General features: G+C 47.8%; 17 protein-coding genes and 2 tRNA genes. 8 read left to right on the top strand and 11 right to left on the bottom strand.

Going from position 1 to position 20499, the window contains the following annotated elements; all coding sequences use genetic code 11:
- Nucleotides 1-108: 108 nt before the first annotated feature.
- Nucleotides 109-198 carry a cytochrome bd-I oxidase subunit CydH gene (cydH, locus tag LC084_RS05720; protein WP_226570106.1) on the bottom strand — a complete coding sequence of 30 codons (90 nt, stop codon included), beginning with the start codon at nucleotides 196-198 and terminating at the stop codon, nucleotides 109-111.
- Nucleotides 199-490: 292 nt separating this feature from the next.
- On the opposite strand from cydH, the gene purR reads away from it, so the two are divergent.
- Nucleotides 491-1516, top strand: a complete 1026-nt coding sequence (purR, locus tag LC084_RS05715; RefSeq protein WP_226570104.1) for an HTH-type transcriptional repressor PurR — start codon at nucleotides 491-493, stop codon at nucleotides 1514-1516.
- Here the strand turns inward: purR and punR are convergent.
- Entirely contained in the window at nucleotides 1513-2442 is a 930-nt protein-coding gene (gene punR / locus LC084_RS05710; RefSeq protein WP_226570102.1) for a DNA-binding transcriptional activator PunR, read from the bottom strand. The genes purR and punR overlap by 4 nt on opposite strands.
- 107 nt (nucleotides 2443-2549) lie before the next feature.
- Here punR and punC point away from each other — a divergent pair, with 107 nt between their 5' ends.
- Both punC and cfa read left to right on the top strand, forming a co-directional pair.
- Nucleotides 2550-3740 (top strand): purine nucleoside transporter PunC, encoded by a 1191-nt coding sequence (gene punC / locus LC084_RS05705; protein WP_226570100.1) that lies wholly within the window; start codon nucleotides 2550-2552, stop codon nucleotides 3738-3740.
- Nucleotides 3741-4020: 280 nt separating this feature from the next.
- Nucleotides 4021-5169, top strand: a complete 1149-nt coding sequence (cfa, locus tag LC084_RS05700) for a cyclopropane fatty acyl phospholipid synthase (protein WP_226570098.1) — start codon at nucleotides 4021-4023, stop codon at nucleotides 5167-5169.
- Between the two features lie 130 nt (nucleotides 5170-5299).
- Here the strand turns inward: cfa and LC084_RS05695 are convergent, their stop codons facing one another.
- A complete protein-coding gene (locus tag LC084_RS05695) occupies nucleotides 5300-5938 on the bottom strand; it encodes a riboflavin synthase subunit alpha (protein WP_226570097.1) in 639 nt (212 codons plus the stop codon).
- A gap of 227 nt (nucleotides 5939-6165) precedes the next feature.
- On the opposite strand from LC084_RS05695, the gene mdtK reads away from it, so the two are divergent.
- The 5 genes from mdtK to lpp all read left to right on the top strand — a co-directional run bounded on the left by mdtK (nucleotide 6166) and on the right by lpp (nucleotide 10430).
- Nucleotides 6166-7539 (top strand): MdtK family multidrug efflux MATE transporter, encoded by a 1374-nt coding sequence (gene mdtK / locus LC084_RS05690; protein WP_226570095.1) that lies wholly within the window; start codon nucleotides 6166-6168, stop codon nucleotides 7537-7539.
- Nucleotides 7540-7689: 150 nt separating this feature from the next.
- Nucleotides 7690-7766: transfer RNA gene (locus LC084_RS05685), tRNA-Val, on the top strand.
- A 13-nt stretch (nucleotides 7767-7779) separates the two neighbouring features.
- Nucleotides 7780-7856 (top strand) — tRNA-Val (locus LC084_RS05680).
- Between the two features lie 622 nt (nucleotides 7857-8478).
- Complete coding sequence (gene pykF / locus LC084_RS05675; RefSeq protein WP_226570093.1) at nucleotides 8479-9891, top strand: pyruvate kinase PykF; 1413 nt, start codon at nucleotides 8479-8481, stop codon at nucleotides 9889-9891.
- A 302-nt stretch (nucleotides 9892-10193) separates the two neighbouring features.
- Nucleotides 10194-10430 carry a murein lipoprotein Lpp gene (gene lpp / locus LC084_RS05670; protein WP_036108615.1) on the top strand — a complete coding sequence of 79 codons (237 nt, stop codon included), beginning with the start codon at nucleotides 10194-10196 and terminating at the stop codon, nucleotides 10428-10430.
- A 480-nt stretch (nucleotides 10431-10910) separates the two neighbouring features.
- Here the strand turns inward: lpp and sufE are convergent, their stop codons facing one another.
- The 8 genes from sufE to ydiJ all read right to left on the bottom strand — a co-directional run bounded on the left by sufE (nucleotide 10911) and on the right by ydiJ (nucleotide 20306).
- Complete coding sequence (sufE, locus tag LC084_RS05665) at nucleotides 10911-11327, bottom strand: cysteine desulfuration protein SufE (RefSeq protein ID WP_226570091.1); 417 nt, start codon at nucleotides 11325-11327, stop codon at nucleotides 10911-10913.
- 23 nt (nucleotides 11328-11350) lie between these two features.
- Nucleotides 11351-12571 carry a cysteine desulfurase SufS gene (sufS, locus tag LC084_RS05660; protein WP_226570089.1) on the bottom strand — a complete coding sequence of 407 codons (1221 nt, stop codon included), beginning with the start codon at nucleotides 12569-12571 and terminating at the stop codon, nucleotides 11351-11353.
- A complete protein-coding gene (sufD, locus tag LC084_RS05655) occupies nucleotides 12568-13854 on the bottom strand; it encodes a Fe-S cluster assembly protein SufD (RefSeq protein ID WP_226570087.1) in 1287 nt (428 codons plus the stop codon). The genes sufS and sufD overlap by 4 nt, the downstream gene beginning before the upstream one ends.
- A complete protein-coding gene (gene sufC / locus LC084_RS05650) occupies nucleotides 13829-14575 on the bottom strand; it encodes a Fe-S cluster assembly ATPase SufC (protein ID WP_226570085.1) in 747 nt (248 codons plus the stop codon). The genes sufD and sufC overlap by 26 nt, the downstream gene beginning before the upstream one ends.
- Nucleotides 14576-14598: 23 nt before the next feature.
- The gene (gene sufB, locus LC084_RS05645; RefSeq protein WP_226570083.1) at nucleotides 14599-16074 is read right to left on the bottom strand and encodes a Fe-S cluster assembly protein SufB; all 1476 of its coding nucleotides are present in this window, start codon (nucleotides 16072-16074) and stop codon (nucleotides 14599-14601) included.
- 2 nt (nucleotides 16075-16076) lie between these two features.
- Entirely contained in the window at nucleotides 16077-16454 is a 378-nt protein-coding gene (gene sufA, locus LC084_RS05640; protein ID WP_226570081.1) for a Fe-S cluster assembly scaffold SufA, read from the bottom strand.
- A gap of 388 nt (nucleotides 16455-16842) precedes the next feature.
- Nucleotides 16843-17253: a 1,4-dihydroxy-2-naphthoyl-CoA hydrolase gene (gene menI, locus LC084_RS05635; RefSeq protein ID WP_226570079.1), complete on the bottom strand. Its 411-nt coding sequence runs from the start codon at nucleotides 17251-17253 to the stop codon at nucleotides 16843-16845.
- The gene (ydiJ, locus tag LC084_RS05630; protein ID WP_226570077.1) at nucleotides 17250-20306 is read right to left on the bottom strand and encodes a D-2-hydroxyglutarate dehydrogenase YdiJ; all 3057 of its coding nucleotides are present in this window, start codon (nucleotides 20304-20306) and stop codon (nucleotides 17250-17252) included. The genes menI and ydiJ overlap by 4 nt, the downstream gene beginning before the upstream one ends.
- Between the last annotated feature and the right edge of the window lie 193 nt (nucleotides 20307-20499).

The raw sequence follows: 20499 nt of genomic DNA, 5'->3' as shown, positions 1-20499 counted from the left end.
ACACCTTAAACAACGAGGCGACAGTGCGTTAGCCTGTTCCTGTTAAGTAGGTACAAAACTAACAACCCCGTCGCCTGAATGGCAAACTACGTTAAAACTGTGCAGAACTTAGTGCAGAATGGCAACCAGCGCGGTTGCAACAATCAGACCTAAGGTAATAACAGTCGTAGTCAGTGAATATCTCAATTCAGTTGGCATGCTTAATTCCTTATTCCCTGTAAAAAGTGGGTGTAGATCATTTTTACACAGTTCAGCCATAAAATCCTTAAAGATTTAGTTTGATATGTGCTTTAGCACTTCCACTTTTACTCAATATAAGACAAAATCGCACGCTGACTTATTACGTACCGGCCACTATCCCCTCCTTTTCGTTTTATGTCGCAATCCCGGCATGCTGGCAACCCAATTCGTTGCTTACAGGGGTAAGCCCAGGCAAACGTTTAACCAATTAGTTTTCAGGAGTTTAGGATATGGTCTGGAGTGACATCAAATGGCAACTATAAAAGACGTCGCGAAACGCGCAAACGTTTCCACCACAACCGTATCACACGTTATTAACAAAACGCGTTTTGTTGCGGAAGACACCCGTAATGCGGTGTGGGCAGCAATCAAAGAGCTGCATTATTCACCCAGCGCGGTAGCCCGCAGCCTGAAGGTGAACCACACAAAATCAATTGGCCTGCTTTCTACCAGCAGTGAAGCTCCCTATTTCGCTGAAATTATTGAAGCGGTGGAGAACAGCTGTTTCGCCAAAGGCTACACTCTGATTCTCGGCAATGCGCACAATAACTTTGAAAAGCAGCGTGCCTATCTGTCCATGATGGCGCAAAAGCGTGTTGATGGCCTGTTGGTTATGTGTTCAGAATACCCGCAGGAACTACTGTCGATGCTGGAAGAATACCGCCATATTCCTATGGTAGTCATGGACTGGGGAGAAGCGCGGGCAGATTTTACCGATTCAGTCATTGATAACGCCTTCGAAGGCGGTTATATGGCTGGCAGGTATTTAGTCGAACGCGGGCACCGGGAAATTGGTGTAATATCGGGCCAGCTTGAACGCAACACCGGTTCCGGCCGCCTTTCTGGTTTCATGAAAGCCATGAACGAAGCGGGTATCAATGTCCCTGAGTCATGGATTGTTCACGGCGATTTCGAACCTGAATCCGGCTACAACGCCATGCAGCAAATTCTTACCTGCCCGCAACGGCCTACAGCTGTGTTTTGTGGCGGAGATATTATGGCGATGGGTGCTATTTGCGCGGCAGACGAAATGGGGCTACGAGTGCCACAGGATGTTTCGATTATTGGGTACGATAACGTGCGCAACGCGCGTTACTTTACCCCGGCACTGACCACTGTTCACCAACCGAAAGATTCTCTGGGGGAAACGGCTTTTAATATGCTGCTCGACAGAATCATCAATAAACGCGAAGAGTCGCAAACCATTGAAGTTCATCCCCGCCTGATTGAACGCCGTTCAGTGGCCGATGGCCCGTTCAGAGATTATCGCCGTTAATCACCTTTCGGGAGCTGGCCTGGCTCCCGCAACCACTCACTGTTCAGTGTGCTGCTGTCACCCAAGTACTCCAACACCCACTGTAATGCAGGTGATGTATCACTTTGTTGCCATGTAAGGCAACACGCCGAATCCGGGTAAGCATTTTCCAATTGCAATGCCACCCATTCACCACGTTCAATAAAAGGTTGTGCCATATGTGCCGGTACCATGCCAATACACATACCTTCACTCAGGCAGTCAAAACCACACAACCAGTCTGGTACCACAATCCGACGCTGATTACTTAATTGCCAGGTTATTCTTTTTGGTAGTTCACGCGATGTGTCTTCTAATACCAGAGATGGCCACTGGCGTAAAATGTCGTCGTCCACTGCGCAAGCCATCTGAGCCAACGGATGTGATGCTGCGACCACACAATGCCACGCCAGACGGCCCATATCACGAAAACCGTACCGCCCGCCAACAGGCACAGCCTGTGTCGCGCCAATCGCCAGCTCAACCCGCCCATCAGCCAGTGCATCCCACACACCATTAAATACCTCCTGGTGTACATGCAACTCCACATCCTGAAAGTGATGGTAGAAATCCCGTACCAGTTGCCGGGTTCTGGCAGGGCGCACAATGGCATCAACGGCAATCGCCAATGAGCCACGCCAGCCATTTGCTATTTGCTGGCACTGAAGGCGTGTCTCAAGCATTTTTTTGATAACACTGCGCCCTTCATGTAAAAACCAGCGACCGGCGGGCGTTAACTCAACATCTTTATGGCGACGTTCAAAAAGTTCAACAGCCAGCCAGGACTCCAGTTGACGCACTGTATAACTGATTGCCGAAGGCACGCGATGTAACTCATGTGCCGCACCTGTAAAGCTGCCATTACGTGCTACGGCATCCACCACTTCAAGCGCATATTCTGACCACATAACTTGCCTGCAAAATTTTTGAAAGGACTGGCCAAATTTTAGCGTTTCACAACGCTCGATGCACTTTTTACACTCACGCCACGAATTTTGTTTTATCAGGATTGACCATGAGCGTTTCGCGACTTTTTATTATCTGGCTTGCCGGGCTCAGCATGCTGGGTTTTTTAGCTACCGATATGTACCTGCCAGCCTTTAGTGCCATTCAGTCATCACTGCAGACAAGCCCGTCAGCTATCAGCGCCAGTTTGAGCGTATTTCTGGCAGGCTTCGCACTGGCCCAATTAATTTGGGGCCCGCTTTCTGACCATTTTGGCCGTCGCCCTGTTCTGCTCTGCGGATTGGTAATATTTGCACTGAGTTGTGCCGGGATGTTTTTTGTCGCTTCACCCACCGTATTTCTGGTATTGCGATTTATCCAGGCCGTAGGGGTATGTTGCGCAACAGTCAGCTGGCAGGCGCTGGTTACCGACCGTTTTACTGGCCAACATGCTAACCGTGTTTTTGCCACCATTATGCCGCTTGTTGCCCTCTCTCCCGCACTGGCTCCCCTTGCCGGTAGCTGGGTGCTGCGTCATTTTGACTGGCAAGCGATCTTCGCTTGTCTATTAATCATCACGCTGTTACTGATTTTACCCATTTGGCATTTCACCTCCACGCAGCAACCAATGCGTAAAGAACAACCGAAAGTGACCCGTTACGCATCTTTGCTGCGCCATAAAGGGTATTGCGGTAATGTCATTATTTATGCGGCCTGCTCTGCCAGCTTTTTTGCCTGGCTCACAGGCTCACCTTTTATTCTTCACCAAATGGGGTATGGGCCAGAAGCTATTGGTATGAGCTACGTGCCGCAAACACTGGCTTTTTTACTCGGTGGGTTCGGTTGCCGTAGTGCATTGAAAAAGTGGCAAGGGCAGCAGATGTTGCCTTGGTTATTGGTAATTTTTGCCGTCAGCATTGCTACTGTTTTTGGCGTTTCGCTCACAACATCGCCTTCGCTGTTTAGCCTGTTAGCCCCTTTCTGCCTGATGGCATTGGCAAATGGTGCGATTTACCCCATCGTGGTAGCTCAAGCCTTACAGCCCTTTCCATGGGCGGCCGGGCGTGCCGCAGCGTTACAAAATGCTCTGCAGTTGGGGCTATGTTTCCTGGCAAGTTTGTTAGTTTCAATGATGGTCGATACACCATTAATAGCAACAACAAGTATTATGCTCAGCACACTGCTCCCGGTATGGGTAGGCTATCAAATGCAGGCTTCAGCAGTGGCTCAATCCCTTAAGACCGCCCACTCCTCACGTTAGCGATAATGTCATTTTTTTGTAATTAGCTTGCTAAGAATTTTTTATTGAATCACATTTTTTCGCGGCATATACTGTTTCGCAGGCCCAGGCTCCTGGGTCTGTAATCTTTTTTCGGGAGTTCTGACTTCCGCTTTTCAGATGGCCTGTCGTCAGGCGACCACCTGCTTTTATAACTTGTCCGGTTCCGGGCTTATGTTTTTTTGCTGTGAGACAACTCACAATGTCAAATTAGCGACTACGCTTTTTTAGTGTCTGCTCACAGTCAGGTGATGGAGAAACTATGAGTACATCGTGTATAGAAGAAGCCGCGATAAAAGATAGTGAATGGTTCCGTATTGTCAGTGAGTTGCTCTCACGCGCGGACGTCGCGATTAATGGAAATAGTCCTGCGGACATCCATGTAAAAAACCCTGATTTTTTTAAGCGAGTGTTGCAACAAGGTTCTTTAGGCTTAGGTGAAAGCTATATGGATGGTTGGTGGGATTGCGACCGTCTGGATTTGTTCTTCACTAAAGTTCTCAGGAATGGCCTGGAAAACCAGGTTCCACATCATTTTAAAGATACGCTACGCATTCTGTCCGCCCGCTTATTTAATCTGCAAAACCGCAAACGTGCCTGGATTGTTGGTAAAGAACATTACGATCTGGGTAATGACCTTTTTACCAGAATGCTCGATCCTTTTATGCAGTATTCCTGTGGCTATTGGAAAAAAGCCACTGACCTGGAAACTGCACAACAGGATAAGTTGCACATGATTTGCGAGAAATTACAGCTAAAGCCGGGCATGACTTTGTTGGATATTGGCTGTGGCTGGGGCGGGCTTGCAGCCTTTGCAGCAAAAAATTACGGTGTATCTGTTTACGGCGTTACTATTTCTGCTGAGCAGCAAAAACTGGCACAGGCTCGTTGTGAAGGGCTGGATGTCACTATTCTGCTGCAGGATTACCGTGACCTGACGATGCAGTTTGATCGTATTGTATCTGTTGGCATGTTTGAGCATGTCGGGCCCAAGAATTATTCAACCTATTTCTCCGTTGCCAATCGTTGTCTTAAACCTGAAGGGATCTTTCTCTTACATACCATTGGCTCCAACAGAACAGACAATAATGTTGATCCATGGATAGATAAGTACATTTTCCCCAATGGTTGCCTGCCTTCAGTAAAACATATTGCTCAGGCCAGTGAGCCCTATTTCGTTATGGAAGACTGGCATAATTTCGGTTCAGATTACGATAAAACACTGATGGCCTGGTATCAGCGTTTTCTGGAATACTGGCCTGAAATAGCCGATAACTATTCGGATCGGTTTAAACGGATGTTTACCTATTATCTGAATGCCTGTGCAGGCGCATTTCGCGCACGAGACATTCAGTTGTGGCAGGTTGTCTTCAGCCGCGGTATTGAAAATGGCCTGCGTGTGCCGCGATGATTCATTCACTGCCATAAAAAAACCACCAATTGGTGGTTTTTTTATAGGCATTCAACACTGCTCAGCTATATTTCAGTCTCACAAGACAGTAGTACGCGAGCGTAGTGTTATTTTCAGCCCTGTTTTTCTGTCAGGCCTGGTTAAGAGTTGCAACACTCGCTTCCCGGCTCGCCAGAACTCGTTCTACAGTATCAACAATGGCCTGGGTTTGTGGGTCGATTTCAATATTAACGCGTTGCCCCAGTTTACGTGTTCCAAGAGTAGTGCGTTGTAGTGTTTCTGGAATTAAATGCACACAAAACTTAGTGGCCGTGACCTCACCCACTGTCAAACTGATACCATCGATACCAATGTAGCCTTTATGCAAAATGTACTTCATCAGGGATGCATCCTGAATTTTGAACCAAATTTGGCGATTATTTTCAGACGTGATAATTTTTGCCACTTCAGCGGTAGTCATAATATGGCCAGACATTAAATGACCGCCTATTTCATCACTGAACTTCGCCGCTCGTTCAACATTCACATGCGAACCAATTGTTACGTCGCCGAGATTGGTAATACGCAGTGTTTCTTTCATTAAATCGAAGCTGACGCGATTTGCATCTATCTGTGTTACTGTCAGGCAGCAGCCATTATGGGCAACAGAGGCTCCTTCTGTGAGCCCGGGCAGCATGGTTTCAGGTAGTTCAACAACATGTGTACGAAAATTTTCTTTTTCATCGATAGCCACTACAGTGGCAGTCCCCTGCACAATACCCGTAAACATATTCCCTCCCGTAGCGGTTTAACCCCGCATGAATTTTACAAAATAAGAAGCACAATAACAGGAGGTCCTGGTGCATGCCAGCCCACCATTGACTGCTCTATATTTTTCACTGGCGTAATAATAAACTCCCGCTACAATAGTCTGGCGTTTTCCTCGGTCTTATCCCCCTGCTGCCATGAGAGGTGGCTTTTAATTCTTCCCAAAAACAAAAAGATATAGGTGTATTCGTGCAGAAGTATCTAACAGAAGCGCGTCAGTTATTAGCTCTGGCTATTCCGGTCATTCTTGCGCAAATCGCCCAAACAGCGATGGGCTTTGTGGATACCGTAATGGCCGGTGGTTACAGTGCCACGGATATGGCAGCAGTTGCGATAGGGACATCAATCTGGTTTCCCGCAATTCTGTTTGGTCATGGTCTGTTACTGGCGCTGACGCCAGTCGTTGCGCAACTAAATGGCTCAGGTCGCCGCGAAAAAGTCGCCATTCAGGTACGCCAGGGGTTCTGGCTTGCCGGTATCGTCTCCGTGTTAATTATGGCTGTGTTGTGGAACGCAGGCTATATCATTCATGCAATGAAAGACATTGACCCTGCGATGGCAGATAAATCCGTGGGTTATTTACGTGCATTGCTATGGGGTGCGCCCGGTTACCTCTTTTTCCAGGTTGTCCGTAACCAATGTGAAGGCCTGGCAAAAACCAAACCAGGCATGGTGATGGGTTTTATTGGCCTGCTGGTCAACATTCCCGTGAATTACCTGTTCATTTATGGGCATTTTGGTTTTCCTGAACTGGGTGGTGTAGGTTGCGGCATTGCCTCTGCGATGGTGTTCTGGGTCATGTTTGGTTGTATGCTGTGGTGGTCACATCGCGCACGCAGTCTGCGCGATATTTACGCAGTTGATATTTCCAGCGGCCCGGACTGGAAGGTAATATGGCGTCTTGTACAGCTTGGTTTGCCTATCGCACTGGCCTTGTTCTTTGAGGTAACCTTATTTGCTGTGGTTGCTCTGCTGGTGGCACCACTGGGTATTGTTGACGTTGCCGGGCACCAGATTGCCTTAAACTTCAGTTCACTGATGTTTGTTTTGCCTATGTCTCTTGGCGCAGCAGTCACAATTCGTGTTGGTTTTCGTCTTGGGGAACGCTCTACGGCTGATGCAAAAATATCCGCACTGTCCGGGCTTCTTCTTGGTGTATGTATGGCTACGGTTACGGCTATCTTTACTGTCGTTTTCCGGTTTCACATTGCCGTGCTGTACAATGAAAACCCAGCTGTTGTGACACTTGCCGCACACCTTATGCTGTTAGCTGCGGTTTACCAGATTTCTGACTCAATTCAGGTCATCGGCAGTGGCATTTTAAGGGGCTATAAAGATACCCGCTCCATCTTCTTTATTACGTTTACGGCATACTGGGTTATCGGGTTGCCTTCTGGCTACTTACTGGCACTGACTGACGTGATTGTTGAGCCAATGGGGCCAGCAGGTTTCTGGACAGGCTTTATCCTTGGGTTAACATCTGCAGCCATATTGATGATGATCAGGATGCGTTTCCTGCAAAAACAACCGGCTGAACGTATCCTGCGCCGCGCTGCACACTAATCAAACAGCCGCCGCATAATGGTGGCTGTTTTTGCATCGTTCTGAACACTTGTCCAGCAATTGCGTGAATGACAAAAGAAAATTGTTATTTTTCTCTTGTCACCAAACGGCACTGCCGTTAATATGCGTCCCGCTGTAAGGCACTGTGATGCGTTCATAGCTCAGTTGGTTAGAGCACCACCTTGACATGGTGGGGGTCGTTGGTTCGAGTCCAATTGAACGCACCATTCTTACTTTAGTGCGTCCGTAGCTCAGTTGGTTAGAGCACCACCTTGACATGGTGGGGGTCGGTGGTTCGAGTCCACTCGGACGCACCATTCTCGTATTACTCTCTACTTAATCCCATTAATTCCCATTCCATCTCGTAACCGTTTTATCCACCCTGCTTAACTACATCCGCTATAGTTCTGTGTTTTTCTGGTCCAATTACAGGCATTTTTTGTTATAAAAAGTAAGAAATAGCCATTTCGGGTAAGTAAATGTATAAAACAGCTATTTTGAATATTCTTTCTGTCAGAGACTTGAAAAAATAGTCTTCCCCCCTTCTGCTGAGCACCTTTCAGCCTGTGTTCCCTTTTCTTCTCATAGCCCATAAAACAAAACTAACCATATGATAACAAATCATTGTGACAGTGCCTGAATTGCTTATGAAACGCTGTTTTTATTTTCATTCTTCTGTGATTTAGGATTATAATAGCGCCTATCGTTGGTTTTGAATGGTTTCAGCAAATTGGACAGTTTCTTTCTGCAAAATTGCCCTTACTCGCCTCCACAGCCTGAAACTCAAGCATACTTAATTCTGCACGCTTTTCTTTCGTCACCTATCCTTAAAAGTCGGGTGGCATCGCAACACTGTAATTCTGATTTCCGATCTGGCCACCATCACTCGGCGGCTGGAGAACAATTCCTCAACCTTCTCAACTTACAGATAAGATTGTCATGAAAAAGACCAAAATCGTTTGTACTATCGGCCCAAAAACCGAATCTGAAGAAATGCTGACTAAAATGCTCGAAGCGGGCATGAACGTAATGCGTTTAAACTTCTCTCACGGAGATTATGAAGAACACGGCCAGCGTATCAAGAATATGCGTAATGTCGTGGCCAAAACGGGTAAACAGGCTGCTATTCTGCTGGACACCAAAGGCCCAGAAATCCGCACCATGAAACTGGAAGGCGGTAATGATGTTTCTCTGAAAGCCGGGCAGACCTTCACCTTTACAACCGACAAAACTGTTATTGGTAACAGCGAAATTGTTGCTGTGACCTATGACGGTTTTACTACTGACCTGTCCGTAGGTAATACGGTTCTGGTGGACGACGGCCTGATTGGTATGGAAGTTACCGCTATTGAAGGTAACCGTGTTGTTTGTAATGTACTGAATAATGGTGACCTTGGCGAAAATAAAGGGGTTAACCTGCCAGGCGTTTCCATTGCCTTGCCAGCTCTTGCTGAAAAAGACAAACAAGACCTTATCTTTGGTTGTGAACAAGGTGTTGACTTTGTTGCCGCTTCCTTCATCCGCAAACGCTCTGATGTCGAAGAAATCCGTGCTCACCTGAAAGCTCACGGTGGTGACAACATCCAAATCATCTCCAAAATTGAAAACCAGGAAGGCCTGAACAATTTTGACGATATCCTTGATTCATCTGATGGCATCATGGTTGCTCGTGGCGATCTGGGTGTAGAAATTCCGGTAGAAGAAGTTATTTTCGCTCAGAAAATGATGATCGAAAAATGTATCCGCTCGCGTAAAGTGGTCATCACTGCAACGCAAATGCTGGATTCCATGATCAAAAACCCGCGTCCAACTCGTGCAGAAGCGGGTGACGTGGCTAACGCCATCCTCGACGGTACTGATGCCGTTATGCTTTCTGGCGAATCCGCTAAAGGGAAATATCCACTGGAAGCGGTATCTATCATGGCGACTATTTGCGAACGTACTGACCGTGTGATGAGCAGCCGTCTTGATGATAACCACGACAGCCGTAAACTGCGTATCACCGAAGCAGTTTGCCGTGGCGCGGTTGAAACTGCAGAGAAGTTGGATGCTCCTCTGGTTGTTGTTGCAACCCAGGGCGGTAAATCAGCAAAATCCGTTCGTAAATACTTCCCGAACGCAACCATTTTGGCTCTGACAACTAACGCGCAAACTGCTCGCCAGTTAGTTCTCAGCAAAGGTGTTATTGCTCAGCAGGTGACTGAAATCGCCTCTACTGACGATTTCTACCGTCAGGGGAAAGAAGCTGCACTGGCAAGTGGTTTAGCACGTAAAGGTGACGTAGTGGTTATGGTTTCTGGTGCTCTGGTTCCGAGTGGCACCACCAATACCTCTTCTGTACACGTACTTTAAATTTATTTACGTGGTTGATGCTTTGTTAAAGGCGCCTTTGGCGCCTTTTTTATTTTTTTCAGCAAACATAAAAAAACACTAATAGGTCTTCGCTATTTAATTTCCATTAATGGAAGTTTAATCCGATGAAAAGAACAGAATTAATCTGTAAAATTTTAACTGGAAGTGTACATTCGATGCTTCTTTGAGCGAACGATCAAAAATAGGTGTATTCCCATCAAAAAAATATTCTCATACTAAAAAAGTTTGTGTAATACTTGTAGCGCTACATGGAGATTAACTCAATCTAGAGGGTATTTATAATGAATCGTACTAAACTGGTACTGGGCGCGGTAATCCTGGGTTCTACTCTGCTGGCTGGTTGCTCCAGCAATGCTAAAATCGATCAGCTGTCTTCTGACGTTCAGACTCTGAACGCTAAAGTTGACCAACTGAGCAACGACGTGAACGCAATGCGTTCCGACGTTCAGGCTGCTAAAGATGACGCAGCTCGCGCTAACCAGCGTCTGGACAACATGGCTCACTCTTACCGTAAGTAAGAGTCCGTGTAATAAAAGTGCCGCACTCTGTGCGGCATTTTTATTTGTAAGCCAGTTCGTTATCTTTCAGCCACATCTCTCTTTTGTTATTTTTCCTTCTTTACTCTTCCCCAGTGCCACATAAACCGATTTCTACTGTTTTTCTCGTTTTCATGCCACCATGGCGCTTCAGCAACAACGCACTACCCGCCCCCCCCAAAACCAGTCAACTGGCAAAACTCCGCACACAACACATTCTCCTCATCTCAGACTTTTTCACTGTCAATATTTACAGCTGTTATTTATACATAAAACTTTTGCATTAATATCCCCACTTCTTTTGTTGTTCCTCAGGGCGGTTGGTTATTTGAAAAAGTTTTAATATTGGGGGCACGCCAATTTTTTAGGAATAAAGAATCAGATATCAGGACAATTTCTTTGAATTAAGATTGTTCTGTATTTAAATTTTTATTAAGGCAGGTAAACGCAGTTGATGTGCAGTTACATTAACAGCCCGGCTTTTATTCTGACTGTGCGTATCATAGCTTCCAGCCCTTGCGTTCGCGAAGGTGTGAGTTGACGTGCCATATCCAGTTGTTCAAACCATGGGCGCACATCAAATGACACCACCTCTTCGGGTGTCATCCCCTGATACAGGGCAAAGACAATTGCCAGTAAGCCTTTGACAAGAGCGGCATCACTGTCGCCACAGAAACTAACCGAGCCATCCTCTTTTATGCCCATAACAAGCCATACCTGGCTCTGGCAACCCGCAATCAGGTTATCTTTGGTGTGCAAATCAGGATGCAGGACGTCAAGCCGTTGCCCCAACTCAATCATGTAAAGGTACTTTTCTTCGCGATTTGCACAACGGGAAAAATTTTTAACCAGTTTGTTTTTATCAGGTAACACTGCCACGCGATTCCTCCATTGGCACTTATTCAACCTAGTAATTGCTGAATACGATGTAATGACGCCACCAGCTTATCCACCTCTTCCCGCGTGTTGTACAACGCAAACGAAGCCCGGCACATTGCTGGCACCTGGTAAAATGACATAAGCGGCATAGCGCAGTGGTGGCCGGTGCGAACAGCAATACCGTAACTATCAAGAAAGCTGCCAACATCATACGCATGGTGCTGGCCAAGATTGAAAGCGATAACGCCTTCACGGTTCGATGGGCCATAAATACGCAGGCCAGATACACTGCACAGCGCGTCCATTGCATAGTGTATCAATTCCGCCTCCCAGTCATGAATAGCAGCCATGCCTATACGTGTGACATAGTCTATTGCAGCACCCAGACCAATGATCCCGGTGATATTGGGTGTACCAGCTTCAAAACGCCATGGTGGACGAGCGTAATACGTTCCTTCAGTCAAACTGACTGACTCAATCATTGCACCACCACCAGACCATGGCGGCATTGATTCCAGAAGATCTGCCCGGCCATATAACACTCCTGTGCCTGAAGGCCCATAGAGCTTATGACCTGAGAATACGTAAAAATCACAGCCCATTGTCTGGACATCAACCGAGCCATGCACCGCCCCTTGAGCGCCATCCACCAGCACAGTAATACCAGCCTGTTTTGCTTTAGCTATCAGCAGATCGAGTGGCGCAATGGTACCCAACACATTGGATACCTGTGCGATAGCCAGCAGGCGCGTTCTACTGTCGATAAGCGTGTCTAACGCTTCAATCTGAAGTGTTCCATCAGGGTTAAGCGGAATAAAGCGTAGAGAGGCTCCTGTTCGCTCACACAACATTTGCCAGGGAACAATATTTGCGTGATGTTCCATCTCAGTAATAACAATATTGTCTCCGGCACTGATATTCTGGTTTCCCCAGCTATTTGCCACGAGGTTAATCCCTTCCGTGGTTCCACTGGTGAATACAATCTCATTGGCGCTCTGTGCATGGATAAAGCTGGCAACCTGCTGGCGCACCGCCTCGACACGTGCTGTAGCCTCAGCACTTAAGAAATGTACGCCACGATGCACGGCAGCATAATGGTGCTGCTCAAAATCCGCCTGAGCGTCGATAACACATTGCGGTTTCTGGGCGCTGGCAGCACTGTCGAGATAAACTAATGGCGCGTCGTTTACCTTCCGGGCCAGCACCGGGAAATCAGACCGGGCTAGTGCTATTTTTTCATTCATAATTGCCCTCCTTCCGGCAGCCGTAACCCGATACGCTCCAGCACAATATTGCGCAGAGATTCATCGCCTATCGTATCGGTCAGCTCTGCAGCAAATGCATAAATAATCATACGGCGGGCTGCAGAACGGCTTATTCCACGGGCTTGCAGGTAAAATAACTGTTCGTCATCTATCCGCCCGACAGTCGCTCCGTGGCTGCATTTCACATCATCAGCATAAATTTCCAACTGTGGTTTGGTATCAACTTCCGCCAAACGGCCAATTAACAAATTATTATTGGTCATCTGCCCGTCGGTTTTGATGGCATGAGGCGCAACTGTAATTTGCCCGTTGAATACTGCCCGCCCGTTATCCTGAACAATCATTTTGTGCAGTTGCCGGCTATTACCATAACCCTTGTTGTGCGCAAGCCAGGTACGGGAATCACATACTTCACGTCCCACAGGTAAGGCCAGGCTATTCAACCGCACTGTGGTATTTTCTCCATCAATGCGTGCACTGGTGTGATGGCGTACCAGCTGACCACCTAACAAATAGTTGTTACTGAACACGCGGCAATCTTGATTTACCCAGAAGTCATTATGTGAAAAGTGACAGGCCTGCGGGTTTTCAAACCCCAATTTAAAGTGGTGCAACTCACTGTTTTCCCCCGCCACAACACTTAATCGCGCACCAGTAAAGTGTGGGTGTGAGTGCTGGCTGGCAAAATATTCGATGATTGTCGCCTTGCTGTTGCGCCCCAGAGTGAGGTGGCAACGCGTATGGCTCACTGGTAAGGTGTCGCGGCTATTTCCCTCATCGCTCATACTGATATGCATCACCACGAGCGGCTTATCAGTAATCCGCTCTGGTGGCACTTCTATGTGTAAAACGCCTGGGGCCATACTTTCAGTCAGGTGTAAGAAAACCTCAGGTTGGATTGCATCCGGCACCCCTCCGGGATGATTTTGCCACTGTAAACGAAAACCACTGGCACCGGGATCATCACTTAATGCAGGAGCATACCGGCCATTCACCAACACAACACAGACAGCATCCATGGGCAAGCCCAGGCCATCACGAACATCGCGCCCAGGTAGCGCCAACCCCGGTGAAACAAACTCATAGCGTGATAACGTATCGAGCGAGGTGTATTTCCAGTTTTCCTGTTTACGGTCTGGTAACCCTTCTCTCAACAACTGTTGCATATGTGCCTGTGCTTCACCGTTTCGGCTGTTAGCACTGGCAACGAATAAGTGGTGCCACTGTTGCAGTGGATTATTTCCCTTCGCTAAGCCAGCCATAACCCTGCTCCTCCAGTTGTTTCACCAGGCTAAAATCACCCGATTTGACAATGCGCCCCTGGTAAAGCACATGCACTTTATCTGGCTGGATATAGTCCAGAATACGTTGGTAGTGAGTAACGATAATGAATGCACGTTTCCCATCGCGCAGTGCATTGACACCTGCAGCGACAATTTTCAACGCATCGATGTCCAGCCCGGAGTCTGTTTCGTCGAGAATACATAAACTGGGTTCCAGTACAGCCATTTGCAGGATGTCATTACGTTTTTTCTCACCGCCAGAAAACCCAACGTTCACCGGGCGAGCAAGTAAATCTTCAGGCATCCCCAGTTGCTGGATTTTTTCTTCCAATAAGTCCTGAAAATCGAAACGGTCCAGTTTTTCAAGCCCCCTGTAGGCTCTGACAGCATTCAGTGCAGTTTGCAGGAAGAACTGGTTACTGACACCGGGGATTTCCACTGGGTACTGAAAAGCCATGAAAACCCCTTCTCCGGCCCGGTCCTCGGGCGATAACGCCAATAAATCTTTCTCTTTAAAGAGGACACTTCCCTGAGTGACCTCATAGTCTTCGCGCCCGGCGAGAGTGGCTGATAAGGTGCTTTTACCTGAACCATTCGGGCCCATAATGGCATGGACCTCGCCTGGCTTGATGGACAAACTCAGCCCTTGCAGAATCGCTTTTCCTTCAGCGCTCACATGAAGATCTTCAATTTTCAACATACATTTTTCCTTACCTTTGAGCTTTAACCAACGCTGTGTTCAAGGCTGATAGCCAGTAGTTTTTGTGCTTCGACGGCAAACTCAAGAGGCAATTCTGAGAACACATCTTTACAAAATCCATTCACAATCATTGAGATAGCATCATCCTCGCTGATCCCTCTTTGCAGGCAATAAAAGAGTTGGTCTTCACCTATACGTGATGTCGTCGCTTCATGCTCCAGCTGAGCGCTGTTATTGCGGCACTCCACATAAGGGAAAGTATGAGCACCACAATCCGCGCCAATTAACATGGAGTCACACTGGGTGTAATTGCGGGCATTGGAAGCGGTTGGCATGATTTTCACCAGGCCACGATAACTGTTCTGGCTTTGCCCGGCGGAAATCCCTTTTGAAATAATCGTCGAGCGGGTATTTTTCCCGATGTGAATCATTTTTGTGCCGGTATCAGCCTGCTGATGCCCGCTCGTTAATGCCACCGAGAAAAATTCACCAATAGAATTGTCGCCTTTCAGAATACAGCTGGGGTATTTCCAGGTAATTGCTGAACCGGTTTCTGATTGGGTCCATGACATTTTGCTGTTTTGCCCTTCGCACAACGCTCGCTTGGTTACAAAATTCAGAATGCCGCCGGTATTGTTGTCCCCAGGAAACCAGTTTTGTACCGTTGAGTACTTCACTTCAGCATCTCGATGAATGATGACTTCCACTACTGCCGCATGGAGTTGGTAACTCTCACGCACTGGCGCTGAACAACCTTCGATATAACTGACATAGCTGCCCTCATCGGCAACCAGAATGGTTCTTTCAAATTGGCCAGTTTTTTCCGCGTTAATGCGAAAGTAGGTGGAAAGCTCCATTGGGCAACGAACACCTTTAGGTATGTAGATAAAGGTGCCATCGGACGCTACCGCCGCATTAAGCGCTGCAAAAAAGTTATCATTGGCTGGCACCACCGTTCCCAGGTATTGCTTTACCAGTTCCGGATAGTGCGCGATGGCATCACCAAAGGAGCAAAAAATAATGCCTTGCTCAGCCAGAGTTTCACGATAGGTAGTAGCAACCGACACCGAGTCGAAAATTGCATCAACAGCGACTGACTGACCTTCTCGAACCGGTACACCTAACTGATTAAACGCAGCTTCGACCTCCTCAGTCAGGAAATTTTCGCCACTGGCTTGCTGAACGGCGCCAGGCTGTGATGCACAATTATCATCGCAATGCCCGCAAGAAGGCGCTGAGTAATAGCTGAAGTCCTGGTAATTGAGTTTGTCATAGTGGGCTTTGAGCCAGTGAGGTTCTGCCATTTTCTGCCAGGCATAAAAGGCATTAAGGCGAAATTCCAGCATCCAGTCAGGTTCGTTACGCCGTGCAGAAATCGCCCTGACTACCTCTTCGTTCAGGCCTTTGCCCAATTCATCGGTTTGTAACTGTGTGAAAAATCCCTCTTTGTAGTTCAGCTTACCTTGCCAGTAACCGGTTTCTTGTGTGTCTCGAGCCATAATTACTCCGCTTCAACACCAAAGCTTTCGCCACATCCACATTCATGGCGTGCTTTTGGGTTGTGAAATTTAAACACTTGATTCAGGCCTTCACGCACATAATCGAGGTTAGTACCATCGATGACTGGCAGAGCTGCCAGTTCAACCCAGAGTTTGGCGTTGCCTTGTTCGCACAGCAGGCAATCTGGTGGTGGTACAGTCACTTCGGACAATACATAAGCAAACCCCGCGCAGCCCGAGGCTTTAATACCAAGTCGCAACCCCTGAAGCCCAGGCGTTGACTCAACTAAATGCGCTATCTGGCGCGCAGCCGCATCTGTCAGCGTCACGCCCTGCCAGTTCATATCTGCGGGGTCAAACAAATCAGAACCTGTTGTCATGTATCACCTCAACTTATCTTTAGCTTGTAAAGCTAATGTTAATGATACGTATTATCACTTCAACCCCGCAACATCAGGGATATTAAGCGATTAATGTTTTTACGGGTTTTTAATAAGCATAGACGTTCAAAAAACGTACTACCTGTTGTTTGGCATGTTTTTTAAGTAATTGATAAAAAACATATTTTATTTTCCAGAACAGCATTAGCCTTGGGGAAATAAAACATGTATAGGCAATACCTATTTATCAAACAGGTGAGGCAAAACAGCGTTGAACTGCCGTAGGGATATAACATTAAAACATGGGGAAAATTACGTATTTTCAGTGAGATACTACACCCTGGCGAACACCTTCACGCAGGGTGCAGTTTGTTTATGGCGGGTGTTATCAGATAACTGCCGTGGTCAGACGAGCAGCACAGCAGTGCTGGTTTTCATCATTATAGATATCAATTTGCCAGACCTGATGCCTTCCCCCCAGATGTACTGCCCGGCAGAGACCTTTAACTTCCCCCTGAGTGACAGCACGCAAATGGTTGGCGTTAACTTCAAGCCCCACCACTTTGTGCTCCCCTTCAGTGCATAAATACCCAGCCACCGAGCCCAGTGTTTCAGCCAGAACGACTGATGCCCCGCCATGCAATAACCCGAAGGGCTGCTGCGTGCGCGAATCAACCGGCATAGTGGCTTCCAGGTAGTCATCACCCAACTGTGTAAAGCAAATACCCAGGTGCCCTACCATATTGCCTTCCCCCATACTATTGAGGGTTTGTAACGTCGTTGCTCTCAGCCAAATCATGACAATATCTCCAGCAAAGCTTGCAAGGGATGGCGCATCCCGGAGCCTTCGATTCGTTTCACCTGGCTGCGGCATGAATAACCTGTTGCAAGGCAGCGCTTGCGTGGCAGGCGTTCAATGGCTTGTTGCCAGGAAAGCGCGTAAATATCGAGGGATTTTTGATGATTTAGCTTTTCATGCCCATAGGTGCCAGCCATGCCACAACAACCGACACTGACGCCCTCCAGCCGGGCTCCGAAATGCCTGAAAATACTTGACCACTGACCAGTCGATGCAGGAAGTGCAGTAACTTCCGTGCAGTGGCCGAACAGGTACCAGGCTTCTCCGGAAATCTCACGTTCAGTGAATGTACCCAGTGACTGAGACAACCATTCATGTACTAACAAAACCGAAAAATCTCCCCGTGTATCACCCAGTGTCTGGCGGTATTCATCACGGTAAGAAAGCACAATTGCCGGATCCACACCCACCATTGGCATACCGAGTTGTGCAACGCGGTTGAGAAATTCTGATGTTTTTTGCGCTGTTCGGGCAAAGCGCGTCAGAAACCCTTTGATGTGTTGTGCCTTACCATTCGGGGAGAACGGTAGGACTACCGGCTTGTAACCCAGTTTTTCCACCAGGCTGACAAAATCCGCCACGACACGAGCATCGTAATAACTGGTGAACGGATCCTGGACTATCAGCACCGTTTTTTCACGGGCTTCAGCAGGCAACGCTTCAAGCTGTTCCAGTGTCATATTGGCCGAACGATGCCCAACCAACTGTTGTTGCAACGTGGGGGTCGACAATAAAGGCAGGTCCACCATGCCAATGTGTTTTGCCGTAAGATCCCGCACCCAGTTCTGGCGCAAGAAGAAGTTAAATGTTTTTGGTGCCCGCGCCATTAACGGTGCATAGCTTTCCACACTGGCAACCAGGTGGTCCCGCACCGGGCGCAAATAGCGGGTATGGTAAAGTTGCAGGAAGCGCGAACGGAATTCAGGCACATCAATTTTGATCGGGCACTGTGTGGAACACGCTTTACAGGCAAGACACCCGGACATAGCTTCTTTTACTTCATGGGAGAAATCATACTCGCCTTTGTGGGCATGCCAGGTGTGGCGTACACGCTCCACCAGATTTCGTAAACTGCTGTGCCCATCGGGTAAAGCTTTTTCCAGTTTATTAGGGTCGATGCCTCTGTCTGCCAATAAGCGCAACCATTCACGTACCAGAGTTGCTCGCCCCTTCGGCGAGTGGATACGGTGCTGGCTGACTTTCATTGAAGGACACATTGGGCTTTTCGCATCAAAATTGAAGCACAAGCCATTACCGTTACACTCCATTGCCCCACGCCATGACTGGCGCACAGCGACAGGGATCTGGCGGTCGAGGGTGCCACGCTTGAGGGCATCCACTTTCATCATGGGTGCATCCACACCCAATGGTGGGCAAATCTTACCCGGATTGAGGCGGTTTTCCGGGTCGAATGCTGCTTTGATTCTCCGCAGCTCATTATAAAGAACATCGCCAAAGAATGCGGGGCTGTACTCTGCGCGGAAACCTTTACCGTGTTCACCCCATAACAACCCGCCATATTTAGCGGTCAGCGCTACCACCTCATCAGAAATCTGCTTCATGAGCATTTCTTGTTGCGGGTCGCACATATCAAGTGCCGGGCGGACATGCAAAACCCCGGCATCGACATGGCCAAACATGCCATAACTCAAATTATGGCTATCCAGCAAAGCGCGAAATTCTACAATATAATCGGCGAGATGTTCTGGTGGCACACAGGTATCTTCAGCAAACGGAATAGGTTTCGCGGCACCTTTGGCATTACCCAGCAGGCCAACCGCTTTTTTCCGCATGGCATAAATGCGCTCGATGCCAGGTAATTCAGTACATAATTGCCAGCCAATAACCCCAGATTCCCCACGCGCAATCAGCCCATCCAGGCGTTCGCACAATTCGCTGACCCGGCTGTCTATTAATGCTTCGTCATCACCAGCAAACTCGACAATGTTCAGGCCCAGCATTGTTTTATCCGGCACATCGGTAATAAGTTCACTAACCGAATGCCAAATAATATCTTCACGCGCGAGATTGAGTACCCGAGAATCGACGGTTTCAACCGATAAAGCACTGGCTTCTACCATGACAGGCGCACTGCGCAGTGCCGAATCGAAACTGTCATATTTTACATTAACCAGACGGCGAACTTTGGGAATCGGCGTTATATCCAGTTTTGCTTCGGTAATAAATGCTAGCGTACCTTCAGAACCCGTCAGAATACGTGTCAGATCGAATTGCTGCATGTCATCACTGAATACATGGCGCAAGTCATACCCAGTGAGAAAGCGGTTTAGCTTAGGAAATTTTTCGAGGATCAATTCACGCTGATTACGGCACTGATTCAGCACCGTATTGTAGATGCGCCCCGTTGTAGTTGTTTCTTCAGCTAGAGATTCGGCCAAGGCTACGGGCATTGGGCGAGTATCCAGAATATCACCGCCCAGCAGAACAGCCCTGACACCTAACACATGATCAGAGGTTTTTCCGTAGACCAGTGACCCCTGGCCGGAAGCGTCGGTATTAATCATGCCCCCGAGCGTTGCCCGGTTACTGGTTGACAGCTCCGGCGCAAAGAAATAACCGTAAGGTTTCAGAAACTGATTGAGTTGATCTTTAATTACCCCGGCTTCAACCCTTACCCAACCTTCTTCCGGGTTAATCTCAATGATACGGTTCATATACCGGGACAGGTCGACGATTATGCCGTGGTTCAGTGCCTGCCCATTGGTCCCCGTGCCACCACCACGTGGGGTGAACACCAGGCTTGAAAAACGTTCTTCACTGGCAATGCGGGTAATCAACGCCACATCGGCGGTGGAACGCGGAAAAAGAATGGCATCCGGGAGTAGCTGGTAAATGCTGTTATCTGTCGCCATAGTCAGGCGATCGGCATAACTTGTCGCGGTATCACCGGTAAAACCCTGTTGCTCCAGTGCTTCTAAAAAATTCACCGCCAGTTGCACTAAACCTGGCGCCTGAGAAATTTGTGGGATCATTCGCACTTGACTCTGTCTGACGAAAAAAGAGATGAGTTATCGTTTGCGTAACGCATTGATGGTTTTATCACATTTTTGTATGTCACGCTTGAGGGATTTTATTTCGCTTTTGAGTTGTAAAAAGATAGCGGAATACATCATCATTAGATCTGCGATACCTTATGGACACTTATGCTAATCACGATGCTTTTTA

The sequence above is a fragment of the Mangrovibacter yixingensis genome (genome assembly GCF_020523985.1).
Classification (GTDB): domain Bacteria; phylum Pseudomonadota; class Gammaproteobacteria; order Enterobacterales; family Enterobacteriaceae; genus Mangrovibacter; species Mangrovibacter yixingensis.
Note: the sequence above shows the minus strand (reverse complement) of the source record. Positions and strands in the feature narration are given on the sequence as shown.